The following is a 15,952-nucleotide window of genomic DNA, read 5'->3' on the forward strand; positions in this document are numbered from 1 at the left end:
AATTGATCAGAAATAACAGGCTAATATCCGCAGCGGAATAACCAAATTTTTCTACCATCAAAAAGCCGGCAAAAACGGTAAAAATCTGCCGGCGCGCACCACTCATAAAGGTCAATGCATAATAGAGCCAATAGCGCTTGCGCAGAACCAGCTTCTTATTCTGTGGCGTTTCACTTTTAAACTGCGGAAAAGCCAGGGAGATCCATACCACCAGCAGCAATCCGCTGCCACCAAACAGCAGATACACGTAATAGAAATCGAGTTTTAACAGCTCCAGACATACCCACAGTGCGCCGTAAGTGATCAGTGACGCCAGCGCACCAATGGAGATCATCTTGCCCAGCATCTCCGGCGCTTCTTCTTTGCTCAACCATTGCAGCGACAGTGACTGTTTCAGTGTCTCAAAATAGTGAAAACCGGTCGACATTAAGAATGTGGTCATCAATAACCCGGTCAGGGTCGGATAAAAACCCGTCAGCGCAGTGCCCAGCGTCAACATCGCCAGTGACAGCAACATAAAGCGTTGCTCTCGGATAAACAGCAACACAAACACCACGGTAAATGCCAGAAAGCCGGGGATTTCTCGGACACTTTGCAGCAAGCCGATATCGGCGCCATCAAATTGTGCCCGTTCTACCACAAAGTTATTCAGCAGCGCCATCCAGCTTGAAAAAGCGACCGGGACGATTATCGAAATCAGAATCAAAAAATTATGCGGAGTTTTCCAGTCCTGTTTAGACTGCATCATAGTGTCATCCTTCTCGTTATGATGACTGAATCATACGCGCCGAGCCCTCAAATTCGCAACGTATAATCTATGCTTAATGGAATCGCTGACCTCGGCAATGACCATTTTGGAGCCGCACATGTTGCCTCGCGCATCGCATTTCACCTTTGCTACCATCAACTTGCAGAATTTTCTTGCGCCGCCAGAAGCCTTCTACTCGCCGGATAATATCTACTCCTGTGAAGCCTGGCTGGCAAAAAAGCGTTGGCTAAAGCAGCAACTGCACCGGTTATCGGCCGATATCGTCGGCTTTCAGGAGGTGTTCAGTGCCGATGAGTTGCATCATCTCGTCTCCGAATGTGGCTACAGCCATTTTTGCTGCCTGTCACAGCCGACCATCAGCGATGGGTATCTCTATTCCGATCCCGTGCTGGCGCTCGCTTCTCGCTTTGCCATCAATGAATGCGAACTGCTGGACACCTGTAACGCCCAGCCCTGCCCGGATGAGTTTCGCTTTAGCCGCCAACCGTTACATACCACGATAAAATTGCCCGGCATTGGCCTGTGTGATTTTTATGTCGTGCATCTCAAATCACAGCGGCCAACAGACCTGGAGTTGGTACCCTGTCATGAAGATGTTGATGACTGGATAAGCGATCTGACCGGCAGCTGGATATCCACCGTGCAGCGAGGCTACGAAGCTCTGTTTATCCAACAGCATATTATTGCCAACCGGTTGCAGCATAAGCGGCCCTTTATGCTGATGGGGGACTTCAACCAATCCCTGAACAGTATTGAACTGGCACCGTTCCGCAGCCCGCCCGTAGCCACCTATGAGGGCCTGTCATATAAGATGTTTGACAGTTGGGAGCTGTATAACTGCCAGGGCTGTCTGACCCGGCCGGCCACCCACTACCATAAAAATCGGGAGATGATTATCGACTACATTCTGGTATCGGACGAATTTAACCCGCAAAGTGCCCACTGCCTGCTAGAAATCGAACAGTACCTGACCCTGGACAAGCATCTGGTTGAACCCGATTTTGACTATGACGGCTATGCCAGCGACCATGCGGTGATTGCTATCCGCACTAAGCTGAGATAACTCCAACCAGACAAGTCACTAGCCAAAAAAACTTAACTAGTGAATACGATTGATATGTCCAGTCAAAATCGATATAAAGTATTGAAATCATATGAGCGCAGAGACATAACATGGAAGTATCAATACGCCCCACGACTATCGAAGATGCTGCAGCACTAGCTGAAATTTACTCACAGCCCAGTGCCCAGCGTGAAACGCTGCAATTACCTCTGCCCAGCACAGCAATGTGGACACAACGCCTCAGCAATATACCAAGCGGCATATACAGTTTCGTGGCCGAAGTGGATGGAAAAGTGGTCGGCAATATCGGCTTTGAGCATTCACAGCGCCCGCGCACCGCCCACTGTGCCAGTTTTGGTATCGGTGTACACGACGACTTTCACGGTCTGGGTATTGGCAGCAAGTTAATTGCCACGGTACTGGATCTCGCCGACAACTGGTTGCAGGTTAAACGAGTACAGATCGAAGTGAACAGCGACAATCAGCGCGCGATCGCCTGCTACAAAAAATTTGGCTTTGAAATTGAAGGTGAAGCCAAGTGCTCGGTATTCCGCGACGGTGAATACATCAGTACCTATTACATGGCCCGCATTAAACCCTAGACTGGGAATAATCTAGTGCTCTCAGTCGGGGTAATCCGCCAGCTTGACTAATGCTGATTGGGTCAACTGCTCACTGTATGGATTGATTTTCCAGTGATCGGGACACCAGCCTTTAAGAAAACGCTGAAAATCCGCCCATGCAATCGCGTACAGGGGCCGCAAGGTAGTGATCACCTGAGCTGAACTTATCTTAGGCTGGTATGTTGCCAGTGCCTGGGCCAGATAGTGGAAATACTCATCCAGCAGTGATTGTTCTAATTGCTGACACTGGTCCGGGTCCACCGCACTGCTGATAAACAGCGCCACATCTTTCATCGCGCAGCCACGACCAACATACTGGAAATCCACCGCCGCTGCCTCTGAATCATCTGCCGTAAAACAGAAGTTGGCCAGTTTGGCGTCACCATGCACCAGGGTCTGGAACGGTGCGTGGGTCAATATGGTGTCTAATTTGTCGGCTGCCTGCTTTAATTCCTGGTCCACCAGCGCCTCTAGCTCCTCGGGTCGGGTCGCCAGATGCCAGTATGTTCCGGTCGGCCACAACCCGTTGCCCGAATTGCCCATATGCAGAGCGTGAAAACAGGCCAGCCAGCGCAAACAGGCGCTGCGCTGGGTGTCACTCGCTTGTTGCGACGTACGAGCAAACCCAGCCTGGGCTAAGTCTTCCATCACCAGTAACAACTGCTCACCCTGCTGCTCGACCAAAAGAGGACCGGGTACACGGCAGTTCACGCCGCAGTTTACGGCGTATTGCTGGTACCAACGGAGTTCAACCTGATAGGAGTGCAGTTTACGCTGATGGGAGAGGTCGCTATTCCAGCCTCGGGGGTGGTGCTCTGGTTTTGGTAGTTGGATATGTTTGACAATCAGGCTGGTGTCATCCACCTGCACACGAATTAATTCACCATATCCGCCCCATAACGGCTGGATTAGCTGCTGATCGTGAATGTAACGAAACCCCAATCTGCTGATGACGGCGTCTAACTGGTTAATCTGCATGCCTATGCGACCAAATGTGCCCATTCCGGGTGTTTATCCAGATAGTGCACCACGTAACTGCACACCGGGGTGATTTTGAAGCCGTCAGCCTCGATCTGTGGTAACACCGTTTCCATCATGATGCCGCCGTAACCTTTGCCCTGCAGAGAGTCAGGGACATGAGTAGAAGTCAGCAGCAACACCTGATCTTGTTGACGGTAAATAACCTGCGCGTACATGCCATCTTGCAGGTGAACCAGATAACGATGCTGATCCGGTTCATGGATAATTGAATGCGTCATATTGCCTCCGTGTCAACAACCGCTGATAAAACGGGCACCTGAAGGCGCCCGTTTCGAATATTCGTTTACTGTCGTGTAACGTCAGTGAATGAACGAAATAAACCCTTGTAAAATAACTAAGTTAACTATATCTATGAAAAAAGCACCAACAATAGGCACCACCATAAACGCTTGCGGTGACGGGCCAAACTTGTTAACCAAAGTACCCATGTTCATCACCGCAGTTGGTGTCGCGCCCAGTCCAAACCCACAGTGACCGCCAGCCATCACAGCGGCATCGTAATTCGACCCCATCACTTTGAACGTGACATAGTAGGCAAACAACCCCAGCACCAGTGACTGCACCGCCAGAATGATTAAAAATGGTACCGCTAAGTCAAAGATATTCCACAACTTCAGGCTCATTAACGCCATTGCCAGGAATAACGATAGCGACACCGTACCCAAGATGTCGACCGTTTCTGCGTCTACTTTATGAATTTTAGTCAGTTCCAGCACATTAGTGATAAATACACCAATAAATAGCGCATAAACAAAATCAGGAATCATCAGCCATTTGATTTCAAAGCTGCTGACAAACTGCTCCAGATATTTGGCTCCTGTTACGCACAGCAGCAGTATCGACAGAACTTCGATGACCTTTTTCGCGGTCACTTTATCTTCTTCGTATTCGTTATAGGTCACCAGTTCAGGAAAGCGCTCATGGGTATGGGTGCCACGGCCGTATTCGGACTCGATACCATGTTTATTAATGATTTTTTGTGCCACCGGGCTGCCAATAATACCGCCAATAATCAAACCAAACGTTGCCGACGCCATGGCGATTTCCAGTGTATTGCCTATGCCATAGTTTTCTGCAAAAGTCTGTGACCAGGCCGCACCGGTACCGTGCCCACCGGACAGAGTGATCGAGCCGGCGATCAGCCCCATGAGCGGGTCCAGGCCCAGTGTACTGGCCAGTGTGACCCCCACGCCGTTCTGGATCAGGATGTATGCCGATGCCACCGCCAGAAAGATAAAAACCTTGGCGCCCCCTTTCATCAGTTGGGTATAGTTGGCCGCCAGGCCGACGGTGCTGAAAAACATCAGCATTAGCGTATTTTGCAGCGGTAAGGAGAATTCAAACTCAATATCGAAAAAGTGAGCGATGGTAATACCAAAGGCCACGATCAATCCACCGACTATCGGTTCAGGTATATTAAATTTGCTCAGGACAGGAAAACGACCGTTGATAAAGTGGCCTAGGAACAATACGCTTATCGCGACTAAGAAAGATTCTAATGGTCCGACAGAAATCATAGTATTCATACACCTCTTTGTTGTTGTTTCTCACTCATCATCCTTGATCAGGCAATCCCTGATTGATGAGCCAGCAACAGCAAAACGATGCTGAAAACCAGTTCTCAAATTCAATCTCCCTCTGTTTCCGCAAGCCCTGCGTCAGCCAGAGGTTAGCTGAAAGTGGGCTATTTATAGCACATTTACACCGCCAAGTCTCATCGACCTCTTAATAAACCGAATAGGTTACAGTCAATACATTGATGGTTGTTATAGTAGTTAAGATGATTATTGAGTAAGACCATGTTTTAACTGGCTATGATTCGCTAGCCTGACACGTTTTTTACTGACATGAATTCAACGCAAAAAAAAGCCAATCGACGAGATCGATTGGCATATAATTTTGTGAACAAATTCATTCACTAACAACGTCAGTTGGCTAGGTGACCCTCGGCTTAACAAGGGTCATTCCTACTAATGCAGCTATCGTGCCAGTTTTATCAATCCAGTTCACTCGGCGGTTTTCGACTTAAAGACCTGACTTTATTCGTGGTTTATTTGCAATATGCAATTGCATATTGCAATATCTGCATTTTAATAAGCGTCTGGTTTATAAGCATTGCGTTGCTATAAAACAAAAATTGCAATAACGACTAAAAGCCAGCTAACAGATAAAACACAAAATTTTTATGACTGGAGTGGCGAAATTTGTATACTGCCCACACCACAACGATCAGTGAAAATTCAATGAACTACATAACAACCTTTTTAAAAGGCTTAGCCATGGGGGCCGCTGATGTCGTTCCCGGCGTATCGGGAGGCACTATCGCCTTCATCACCGGTATCTATGACACTCTGTTGGAAAGTATTCGTCGGGTCAACCCGAGCTTGATTGCACTGTGGAGAAAACAGGGGATCCGTGCCGTGTTTGAGCGGATTAACGCGTTATTTCTCCTGTCACTATTTGCCGGTATTGTCACCAGCATCGCGACCCTGGCGAAATTGATCTCCTGGCTGCTCACCAACCACCCCATACCAATCTGGTCGTTCTTTTTCGGTTTGATCCTGGTTTCCGTTGTGCATATGTTAAAGCAAGTCGAGAAATGGCAATGGGACAGGGCGCTGTTCCTGCTCTTGGGTGTCGCTGCCGCTTACAGCATCACGGTACTCAATCCGCTCGAAATGACCCCTTCTGGAATTAATGTGCTGTTTGCCGGTTCCATTGCAATATGTGCCATGATACTGCCGGGTATCTCGGGCAGTTTTATTCTGCTGTTAATCGGAATGTATACCCCTGTACTGGGCGCGGTAAAATCGTTCCAGGTAGACATTCTGGCCCTGTTCCTGAGCGGATGTGTGCTGGGCTTAGTGACATTTTCCCACCTACTTTCATGGTTACTGAAACGCTTCCGGGATGTCACGCTGATATTTTTGACCGGGCTGATGTTAGGCACACTGCCGAAAATCTGGCCGTGGAAACAAACACTCAGCTGGCGGGTCAACTCAAAAGGTGAGCAGGTCCCTCTGCTGCAGGAGAATCTCTCACCCTTCGACTATGAAACCATCACCTCTCAGCCAGCCCAACTGTTTGTGGCCATCGCGCTCATGTTCTGTGCCATCATCCTAGTGCTTGGGTTGGAAAAATTTGCCGACAAACATCAAGACTAATCGTCAGGGTGGGGATAGCCCCGCCCTGCTCCATTCCCGCCCCAAGCCAGTTCACCTTTCACTCCTTACTCACAACTTAACCCTGACTCACATCTCACCCACTGAAGGCTTATGGCGCTCTGCGGCAAGTGATTAAGCCATAGCACGGTTACTTGTCATCTTTCGGATTAGCTGTGTGAAAAGCAACGGATAACCCAATACTTCAACACCATATAAATAGGTTAATTACTCTAAATTAATTATTAACAATCATATTAACCATCACACTAAACAAGTAACTCCTAATATTTAAATTAGGTCTAACACTCAAGATATAATATTAAAAGTCACGAGCAATATAATACCTGTGAATGTTTAAATATTCATAACTTTTATGTTTAACTTAAAAATTTATTTATATAAGTAACTTTCTTACAGTTACTATAAAATCGATGATAACCTATGAGAAAAATCTGCTTTAAGATTCTTACCATTACACCAACTTAAAAGACTATATTGTTGTTTTAAAACAAAAATAATCCATAACCACTAAGCCAATCGCCTTAGAGCCTGCAAATTACCCTCGTCGTTATTTGATCATTATTTATTAGTAAAAATGCCAATATGATTCACTAAAATAATAATCTAGCCAACATAACACCGCTGCCAATTATGCATGAAGTATCAAAAACTCCCTGTCACATTGAGATACAAAAAATCTCGACTGTTACAGTGAAATGACTAATTTTTTGATCTCACCATGATGGGTTAAAAATATTTAATAGAAAATTTAAATGAGTGTTTGAAATTAATTTTAATTTAAGTTAACAATAGAAAATCCAAGTTAACAATTTATTCACATGCATCGTAACTATTGACCACTTAACGCTTCTCACACTGGAAAATTGGAACCTGAGAAGCCGAAGTTGAGCCTAAGAAAGGGAATTCACTATGAAATCTAAACTCATTGCTTCACTTATCGCACTCTGTTCATGTGTCTCTACCGCTGCTTGGGCAGAGACGACTATCCTGCGCATGTCCAATTGGTTGCCACCGACTCATCCATTGTCAGAAAAGATCTTAAAACCTTGGATCGCTGAAGTTGCCAAAGAGTCCGAAGGTCGGATTAAGATCGTGTTGTTACCAAAAGTTGTGGGTTCAGCCGCGACCCAATTTGACGTTGCACGCGACGGTATCGCAGATATCACTTTCCCGATTCACGCCTACACACCAGGACGCTTCCCACTGCAAGAAATATCAGAACTGCCGTTTCTGGGTGACAACGCCGTAGCAGTCGGTAAAGCGTACTGGCGCATTTACAACAAACACCTGGCGCAATACAACGAGCACAGAGGCGTTAAGCTACTTGGTCTGTCTACCCTGGCTGGCGGTCGTCTGCATACCACCAAAAAAGAGATCAACTCCATACATGATTTCTCTGGCCTGAAAGTTCGGGTAGCAGGCGGTGCCTCGATTGCGGCTACCTCACCTCTGGGTGCCATTCCGGTACAAAAACCTGTCTCAGAGCTTTATGAAACATTGGCAACCGGCATCGTCGACGGTGCCATGCTGGCGCAAGAGTCCGTCAAAAGTTTCCGTCTACTGGATCTGATCAATCACACTCTGGCGGTCCGTGGAGGTTTCTACAATTCATCCTACGCACTGGTGATGAACCCGGAAAAATTCGATTCACTTTCAGAGCAGGATCAACAAGCGTTAATCAGAGCATCCGGAGAAACCTGGGCCACCATCTGGGGTAACGCCGTACATGAGCTGGACCAGGCTTCATTTGAAGCAGGCCAGGAAAAAGGACACACCTTCAAAATGGCCGAAGGCAAACTGGAGTCCGACATCAAAAATACCCTGTCGCAAGTAGATGCAAAATGGATAGCCAGAGCTGAAAAAGCCGGTTTGTCTAATGCCAAACAAGTGCTGGGTGAATTCCGCGATGAAATAGCCAAGCTGGAGCAGGAGCTATGAACCAGCATCACTTACCAGGAGTAGAGGATTCCGGCGAAAGCCGGAGTCCTATGCTAATCAAACTGAAAAAAATCACCACAGTATTAGTCAGTGTGACGATTTCAGCCATGATTGCGATTACGGTGTGTGACGTGACGGGGCGTTATGTTTTTAACTCCCCTATCCCTGGCGCTACAGAGCTGACCGAAGTGCTGATGGCGCTATTGATCTTTGTCTCTTTGCCGTTAGTCACGCTTAAAAACGATCATATTGTGGTCGATATCATCGACAACTGGTTATCAAAGTCGATGACCGGATTGCTGCAATGCATTGGTGACCTGTTGGGAATGGTGATCTTTGCCATCATTAGCTGGCGTCTTTGGATACTCGCCGGGCGCGCCGCCAGCTACGGCGATCAAACGCCCTTGCTGGAAATTCCCATGTATCCGGTTGTCTACGGGATGGCCATTATGTCAGGTCTCACCTGCGCTCTGTTCGGTTACAAAGCAGGGCAGTTTTTCACCCGCCGATTACAACGTGGCCCGGCAGCCACTCAGGCACGTTCGCATAGGAGTTAATCCATGGAGTTTGCGTTTACCGCCTTCGCTGTTCTTATCACCCTGATTTTTATGCGATTACCCATCGCATTAGCGCTGATGTTAGTCGGCTGTTACGGCTACGCGTCATTTGTTGGCTGGTCACCTTCGTTTGCCCTGACCGGACAAATTCTCCGTGACGGAGCCATGTCCTACACCCTGTCTGCCGTACCCTTATTTATATTTATGGGAACCTTGATCAGCCGGGCTGGGCTGTCCAGAGATATCTATGCAGCAGCCAACACTTTCATCGGCCATCGCAAAGGCGGCCTGGCACTGGCCACTATTGTCGCCAGTGGTGGCTTTGCCGCGGTGTCGGGCTCGAGCCTGGCAACGGTTGGCACCATGGCCAAAGTGTCTTACCCCTCGATGAAGAAATACAACTATTCCGATCAGCTGTCAGCGGCTACTATTGCCGCCGGTGGCACCCTGGGAATACTGATCCCGCCCAGCATCATCATGGTGATCTACGGCGTGATGACGCAAACCCATATCGGTATGTTGTTCGCAGCGGGTCTGGTACCCGGCATACTGGGTATCGTCGGCTATATGATCGCGGCCAGATTGGTGATTGCCCGAGATCCCAGTGCCGGTCCAGCCGGTGAGAAATCAACCTGGGCGCAACGATTCGAAGCAGTGCAGCATATCGGCGGTGTGGTGGTCCTGTTTGGTTTGATCATGGGTGGCATCTACGGCGGCGTATTTACCCCAACTGAAGCAGCCGGTGTCGGGGCATTTGGCGCGCTGGCTTTCACCTGGTGGCGCGGCAAACTGAACTGGCAATCGTTTAGCGAAACCATGTTGGAGACAGCCGGTACCACCACCATGATGTTTATGGTTTACATTGGCGCTCAGGTCTTTTCTGAATTTGTCGCCTTCTCTGGTATCGCGGACTACTTACTGGCCTTCATCAATGACAATTCACTGTCCCCACTGATGGTGATGGCGGTGATGGTATTGGTCTATGTTGTGCTCGGCTGCCTTCTGGAAGGGTTGTCGATGATCCTATTGACCATACCGATCTTTCTGCCTGTCGTGATCAGCATGGGCTTCGACCCAATCTGGTTTGGTATCGTGGTGGTCATGTGCGTTGAAATCGGATTTATCACTCCGCCACTTGGGCTGAATCTGTTTATGCTCAATGCTGTGGTCCCTGAGATCAGCACCGGTACCATTTACCGCGGGATCTTACCGTTCTTCCTGGCCGATCTGGCGCGGGTAGCCCTGGTAATTCTGGTGCCGGGCATCGTGTTATTCTTGCCTAATTTACTGTTTTAACCAAAGCGAAATCCTCAGGTTCGTTTACGCCACAGACACAAAAACCAGCCCATCCGGGCTGGTTTTTTTCGGCTTAACCGTGGGTTACTGGAGCGGCAGATACACATCGGTGATCAGATCACATTCATTCACCTGATGGACAAAATTGTGATAGTGGAAAAAGCACGGAAAATCCCTGAGCTGCTCACCACTTTCCGGTAGCCACTGCCGGTACAGCGCATAGACAGTGTCGCCAATATTGTCATGACTGCCGAAATGGCGTGCTACGGCAAAGCGACCGCCCGGTAGCCACCCCGACTTCACCCCGAAGGCGTTATCCGGCACGTCACCATCTATGGTGCCGCAAATATCAAATCGAAATTCTTCCTCCGGCGTCTCGGCTGGATCGCTGTAGGGAATCCCGAAAGTTTTGCTATTGTCCAGTGGGGATAACCCGGTGCTTTTGCGCCATTCGATAAATTTCGCTGCTGTTTCCAGCACTCGTTTCGGGTCACCGTAGTGTTCAATCACGGCTAGCTGCTGCGGTGGCATGTCGACCAGACTGACGTCCATATGATGTTCTCCTGCATTGGGAAGTTGAAAAGTAAACACCGAATGCCAGCTTAACCAGTCCGGCGAACGACGAAATTGACTCGGCGTGACGGCAAACTGACGGTTAAACGCCCGGCTAAACGCCTCATGGCTGTCAAACTTAGCCTCCAGCGCAATATCAAGTACGCTGAACTGGGTTTCAAACGCCAGACGAAACGACGCTCGCCGCAGTCTTGCCAATTGCACATACTGAACTGCACTCACGCCAACCGAGGCTTTAAACACCCGGTGGAAATGATATTTAGAGCAACATGCCACCTGGCTTAACACGTCCAGTGATAACCTTTGATCCAGATGGCGGTCAATATAATCACACACCCGCTTAATACGCTGATCCGGGCTAGAACTCATGGCCTGATATCCGATGTAAAACGTTAATATGGAGTCATCTTGCCATAAGCCAGAATGCTGATCTTGACTAAAATTGCTCACCTGAGTGGTGCAGAGGATATCCGGATATGAAAAAGAGGCAGCAACCTGTTGGGGGTGAGTTACTGCCTCTTAGGAGCTTGAAACAAGCGTTGGTTACCAAGTCTTAACTAGTGCCCTCCCTCTACAACTTTGATTTCACCATCACGCCAGACGACGCGAATTTTAAATCCTATCTTATCGATAAATTGGTAGTCGTGACCGGCGATAGCTGGCCATACTGCAAGTGCCGACAACCGCTCATCGCCTATGTTGATCAGGCGATGAGCCACATAACCGCGAATATGATGAACGCTGCCAGCGAAGACATGTCCCAGTTCTACTCTGCCATCCAGACTCTGCATCAGTAACAGCCCTTTCCCGGCGACACCAAAGTAATATTCGGCCTGTTCAGCGTGCTCATGCAGATGCCCGCGGGTCATGTAAAACTCCTCCCCGACTCGGCCCGGTTCGATATGGGTAACACCAAAATTGAGTTCCCCTTTATCCGTTTCAGCCGGCAGCATGGCAACGTGGTACACCAGTGTCTCCTGCGGCATCGTTGCCTGGGCGACCTGGTCGGCAAAGACATTTTTTAGCGAACCCAGGGTGGACACTTTGGTTATCAAATCATCGGCTTCGATTTCCCCGGTCAGGTAATCGACAGATGGCGGACATATCGCATTCATAGAGCCCCCTTATTAGCAATTCGGATGAGTTCGGCAAAGGCCAGAAACAGGTGGTAGAAGCTGCTGGCAGGTGAATTCCTTTCGACGGGTTTACCCATTTCGTCGACCTGATCGATCCACAAACCGGGCGCTGGCGCTGGATCGAGATAGTAGTCAAATATCATACTGACCGCTTGGCATATAACCTGCCGACACTCCCGGCACGGGTCCCGTTCCCACAGCACAATGGCGGCTTTGAGGTATTCGGTCTGGCACCATAACCTGGAAGTGGAGCGTAACTCATTGCCATTGCTTAAAATTTCATCCCGGACTAAGCCGTTGCGGTTATGACCAAACAGACTGGCAAACTGGTACAACTGGGAGATAGGCTTGCTGACATCAATGCCACAAAGACGCTGATAACGATTCAACAGCCAGATCCACTCGTAATGATGGCCGGGATCCACCCTTATACTCAGTTGACTATTTGGCGACCAGTCACGGTCATAGAACTCGGTAAGATGGCCGCTCTGAAGAAATTTGCAGCGAAACAGCACATAGAGGTGGTCGGCGCGATCCAACCATCGGGTATGGCCGGTATGTTGATAACAGCACAACAGCGCCTCGAACAGGTGCATATGGGGATTCTGATCACGAGTGTCTTGCTGATTCAGAGCGGTAAAATACCCTCCCCCGAGCGGGTCCGCCAGATGAGTCTCCAACCAGTTATAGAGGTACTCCATCTGTTCCAGATAATAAACATCTGAGGTGATGGCATACCCCCAGGAAAATGCCATCAGGGCAAAAGCCTGCTCATAGGTATTAACCTGCTCGCTCAGGTAGCCGTCATTGCCGCCCAGGGCAAACTGATAGCCACCACTGGCGTGCTTGAAGGCCTCCAGCCCAGCCAGACCGTCAACGATAAGTTTTGGCTCCCGCACTAAATCAAGTTCCGTGGCGTGAGCAAATACGTATATCTGGCGCGACTGAACACGAAATCGGACAAAATCATCGCAGTAGGGCTGCTGCTCTGCGGAAATACCTTCTGCAAAAAGGCGCCGCTCTGGATCATAACTTCGTCGCCAGCGAGGCAAAGCGGCCGATTGCAGCCAGGTCTGACATCGTTGTGCCAGTTGTTGCAGTTCGGTTGTCATGGTTATGGCTCCCAGTTTGGGCACCCAGAACAGGCGCCCACCGATATCAGAAAATGCCGAGCGAGACTCCAATAGCCGAGATCACGACCAGAGAGAGCATGGCTTTTACCGGACTGAGGTTCATTTTGGCCATCGCATACCAAATGCCCAGAACCACGACCAGAGGCAATAATTTAGGAAAGATGCCATCCAGCATCGACTGAAGTTGAATATCGACCCCGTCTTTGGTCGCAAATTCCAATCCGGTCGAGAGGTTGATGTAACTGGCGGCCACCCCGCCCATGACAAACACCCCCAACAGTGACAACGCCTCACGGATTTTGGTTGATTTATGGCTGACCAAAATCTCTACCGACCCGGCGCCCAACTGATAGCCTTTCATAAACAGGGTATAAGAACCCAAAATGACAATCGCGTTGTAGGCCAGGATGTAGAAAATCGGACCCAATACATTGCCGCCAGCCGCCAGTGCCATACCGATGCTGAGCAGGATGGGAATCAACATGCCAGGGATCATAGAGTCACCGATACCCGCCACCGGTCCCATCAAACCCACTTTCAGAGTGTTGATGGTTTCCCCGTCGACAGGTTCGCCATTGGCTTTTTTCTCTTCCAGGCCAACCGCCATACCACTGATGATCGCCCCCAGTTGCGGCTCGGTATTGTAAAAAGAGGCGTGACGTTTCATTGCCTCGGCCCGTTGTTGTTTATTGGGGTAAAGCTTCTTCAACGCCGGCATCATACCAAGACAAAAACCAAACGATTCCAGACGCTCAAAACTCATTGAAGAGAGGTTGTACATCATCCAGGCGCGCCAGCATTTAATCAGATCCTGTTTATCCAACTCGACTCGGGATTGAAAGTCGGTGTCGATTTTCTTGTTTAGTACCGTCATCAGAATTCGTCCTCTTCGTCAGGTTGAGTGGTCACCCCCTGCGCAGGCAGAGGATCTGGCTTGTAGTTGTAGTGCAACAGAGCAAACAGCCCGCCGATTATGACCAGGCCGACCATATTCAGTTGCAGGAAAACCACCCCGACAAAACCCACCAGGAAATAGATCAGCATGGTGTTTTCTTTGATGATCTGTTTGAGCAAGATGGCGATACCCACCGCGGGCAGGATGCCACCGAGTACCGTCATGGTATCGATAACAAGCTGAGGCAGGCTGGCCATCACGCCTTCGATATATTGGTTGCCAAAGTAAACCGCCACAAAAGTTGGAATAAAACGCATCAGGAAGTTAGTAACTTGCGGAAAAATGGCAGAATTGAGGTAAACCCCCCGCTCGTCACCCTCAGCAACGGCCAGATCGGCGCGGTGGTTCCAATAAGAATTCAGCACCATCATAAAGTTAAAAATAATGGTGCCGGCAATACCTATGGTAGCCGCAATGGCGACCGCCACCTCCACGCCCTGACCAGACATGATCCCGAGCGCAATTGCCGGATAGGCGACAAAGTTAAGATCGGCCGGCATTGAACCACCAGGGGTCACCATCGCGATATATACCGCCTGGACGGCAACGCCCACCATGATACCGGTTTGCATGTCTCCCAGAATGATGCCCACCAGCATGCCCGATACCAGTGGCCGGGTAATGGTGTACCAGCCTCCCGTCACCCCCAACAGCCAGGGTGACGACAACGCGCCGAGATAACAGAGTATCCCGATAAATACTGCTTCTAAAAACATAATCTCGTCCTTAATGTTACGTTTAACTTGTTATTTTGTTAACTTTTTCTGCGCCTCAGGCCAGCTAAAACTGCTGGCGTCCGGTACCAGGCGGAACTCAATCTGGTGACCGGCTTGAGACAGGTAATCAAACGCCGAGATTTCCGTCTCATTGACACATTGATTGCCTCCTATCGTGATGGTGTCTTCTCTGGCGCTCATCGGTCCTACGTTGATCCTGTTATTCAGATTGACCAGTGAAATACCCGCCTCAGTAATCTGGCGTAATGTCACCGGCGACTTGGCAATCAGGAAGTAGTTCTTTTCACTGCTGATGACCTTCGGCAGTTTTTCAATTGCGGTCTGGGTATCGAACAGCCACACTTTGACATCCGTCACCGCGCCTCTCATCACTTGTGACAGCAGTGGATCAGCGGCCACCGCGTCATCAACCGCGACGATTCCGTCGCATGGCAGCTCTTTCGCCCAACGGGTCATTAACTGGCCATGGATCACCCTGTCATCAATCCGTACAAATGAAATCGTCATACTGTTCTCCTCAGAACTCGTCCTCTAGTGCCAGCTCTTTCGGAGCGGCCACGACGATGGTTTGCAGTGCTTGCAGCAGCAACTGCTCAGCGACCGCCTCGACATCGTTCTGCTCGATGTAATCGGCGCTCATCAGGACGATGGGAAAATTAACGCCGCTGATCACCTCCACCGGAACCGGAAAATGTCGATCAAAGCTGTACTGACACGCGACGTTATATGGGCTACCACACTCCAGGTCGCAGAGTACGATCACGCCGTCAGAGTTTTTTGCAACTGAGTTGATTTCACGCTCAAAATCGTGCTTGAACTTTTCTATGCCACCCTGTTCGGTTAATGACACAGAACTGATATTGCTCAGCTCGCCATACACCATACGGGCACATTCAATTAAAGAGGTAGCCAGAGGGCCGTGTGTTGCAACAATAAAGTGAATCAT

Annotated in this window: 16 protein-coding genes and 1 pseudogene; 6 read left to right on the top strand and 11 right to left on the bottom strand. The window is 49.3% G+C overall.

Annotated features, from left to right (window positions below; translation table 11 throughout):
* Positions 1–748 (bottom strand): annotated as a pseudogene (locus ACQY6F_RS04595) (MFS transporter); the annotation flags it as partial.
* A gap of 118 nt (positions 749–866) precedes the next feature.
* On the opposite strand from ACQY6F_RS04595, the gene ACQY6F_RS04600 reads away from it, so the two are divergent.
* Both ACQY6F_RS04600 and ACQY6F_RS04605 read left to right on the top strand, forming a co-directional pair.
* A complete protein-coding gene (locus ACQY6F_RS04600) occupies positions 867–1,832 on the top strand; it encodes an endonuclease/exonuclease/phosphatase family protein (protein WP_428772544.1) in 966 nt (321 codons plus the stop codon).
* 110 nt (positions 1,833–1,942) lie between these two features.
* Entirely contained in the window at positions 1,943–2,434 is a 492-nt protein-coding gene (locus tag ACQY6F_RS04605; protein WP_428772546.1) for a GNAT family N-acetyltransferase, read from the top strand.
* A gap of 21 nt (positions 2,435–2,455) precedes the next feature.
* Here the strand turns inward: ACQY6F_RS04605 and ACQY6F_RS04610 are convergent, their stop codons facing one another.
* From ACQY6F_RS04610 to gltS, 3 genes are all read right to left on the bottom strand, one after another.
* Positions 2,456–3,457, bottom strand: coding sequence for a phosphotransferase (locus ACQY6F_RS04610; protein WP_428772548.1), 1,002 nt, complete (start codon positions 3,455–3,457; stop codon positions 2,456–2,458).
* Positions 3,436–3,714 (bottom strand): GNAT family N-acetyltransferase, encoded by a 279-nt coding sequence (locus ACQY6F_RS04615; RefSeq protein WP_428772550.1) that lies wholly within the window; start codon positions 3,712–3,714, stop codon positions 3,436–3,438. Before ACQY6F_RS04615 ends, ACQY6F_RS04610 begins: the two co-directional genes overlap by 22 nt.
* Before the next feature lie 81 nt (positions 3,715–3,795).
* Positions 3,796–5,022 (bottom strand): sodium/glutamate symporter, encoded by a 1,227-nt coding sequence (gltS, locus tag ACQY6F_RS04620; protein WP_428772552.1) that lies wholly within the window; start codon positions 5,020–5,022, stop codon positions 3,796–3,798.
* 717 nt (positions 5,023–5,739) lie between these two features.
* Here gltS and ACQY6F_RS04625 point away from each other — a divergent pair.
* From ACQY6F_RS04625 to ACQY6F_RS04640, 4 genes are all read left to right on the top strand, one after another.
* Positions 5,740–6,660 carry a DUF368 domain-containing protein gene (locus ACQY6F_RS04625; RefSeq protein WP_428772553.1) on the top strand — a complete coding sequence of 307 codons (921 nt, stop codon included), beginning with the start codon at positions 5,740–5,742 and terminating at the stop codon, positions 6,658–6,660.
* Between the two features lie 930 nt (positions 6,661–7,590).
* Positions 7,591–8,619 (top strand): TRAP transporter substrate-binding protein, encoded by a 1,029-nt coding sequence (locus ACQY6F_RS04630; RefSeq protein WP_428772554.1) that lies wholly within the window; start codon positions 7,591–7,593, stop codon positions 8,617–8,619.
* The gene (locus ACQY6F_RS04635; protein WP_428772556.1) at positions 8,616–9,176 is read left to right on the top strand and encodes a TRAP transporter small permease; all 561 of its coding nucleotides are present in this window, start codon (positions 8,616–8,618) and stop codon (positions 9,174–9,176) included. The genes ACQY6F_RS04630 and ACQY6F_RS04635 overlap by 4 nt, the downstream gene beginning before the upstream one ends.
* A gap of 3 nt (positions 9,177–9,179) precedes the next feature.
* Entirely contained in the window at positions 9,180–10,472 is a 1,293-nt protein-coding gene (locus ACQY6F_RS04640; protein ID WP_428772557.1) for a TRAP transporter large permease, read from the top strand.
* Between the two features lie 84 nt (positions 10,473–10,556).
* Here ACQY6F_RS04640 and ACQY6F_RS04645 read toward each other — a convergent pair whose 3' ends face one another.
* The 7 genes from ACQY6F_RS04645 to ACQY6F_RS04675 all read right to left on the bottom strand — a co-directional run bounded on the left by ACQY6F_RS04645 (position 10,557) and on the right by ACQY6F_RS04675 (position 15,952).
* Complete coding sequence (locus tag ACQY6F_RS04645; protein ID WP_428772559.1) at positions 10,557–11,414, bottom strand: AraC family transcriptional regulator; 858 nt, start codon at positions 11,412–11,414, stop codon at positions 10,557–10,559.
* Positions 11,415–11,602: 188 nt separating this feature from the next.
* Positions 11,603–12,160, bottom strand: a complete 558-nt coding sequence (locus ACQY6F_RS04650) for a glucose-6-phosphate isomerase family protein (RefSeq protein ID WP_428772560.1) — start codon at positions 12,158–12,160, stop codon at positions 11,603–11,605.
* Positions 12,157–13,293, bottom strand: a complete 1,137-nt coding sequence (locus ACQY6F_RS04655; protein ID WP_428772562.1) for an AGE family epimerase/isomerase — start codon at positions 13,291–13,293, stop codon at positions 12,157–12,159. Before ACQY6F_RS04655 ends, ACQY6F_RS04650 begins: the two co-directional genes overlap by 4 nt.
* A gap of 46 nt (positions 13,294–13,339) precedes the next feature.
* Positions 13,340–14,188: a PTS system mannose/fructose/sorbose family transporter subunit IID gene (locus tag ACQY6F_RS04660; protein WP_428772564.1), complete on the bottom strand. Its 849-nt coding sequence runs from the start codon at positions 14,186–14,188 to the stop codon at positions 13,340–13,342.
* A complete protein-coding gene (locus tag ACQY6F_RS04665) occupies positions 14,188–14,985 on the bottom strand; it encodes a PTS mannose/fructose/sorbose/N-acetylgalactosamine transporter subunit IIC (protein WP_428772566.1) in 798 nt (265 codons plus the stop codon). Before ACQY6F_RS04665 ends, ACQY6F_RS04660 begins: the two co-directional genes overlap by 1 nt.
* Positions 14,986–15,015: 30 nt before the next feature.
* The gene (locus ACQY6F_RS04670; protein ID WP_428772568.1) at positions 15,016–15,513 is read right to left on the bottom strand and encodes a PTS system mannose/fructose/N-acetylgalactosamine-transporter subunit IIB; all 498 of its coding nucleotides are present in this window, start codon (positions 15,511–15,513) and stop codon (positions 15,016–15,018) included.
* A 10-nt stretch (positions 15,514–15,523) separates the two neighbouring features.
* Positions 15,524–15,952 carry a PTS sugar transporter subunit IIA gene (locus ACQY6F_RS04675; RefSeq protein WP_428772569.1) on the bottom strand — a complete coding sequence of 143 codons (429 nt, stop codon included), beginning with the start codon at positions 15,950–15,952 and terminating at the stop codon, positions 15,524–15,526.

Source organism: Vibrio sp. (assembly GCF_050299255.1).
Taxonomy (GTDB): domain Bacteria; phylum Pseudomonadota; class Gammaproteobacteria; order Enterobacterales; family Vibrionaceae; genus Vibrio.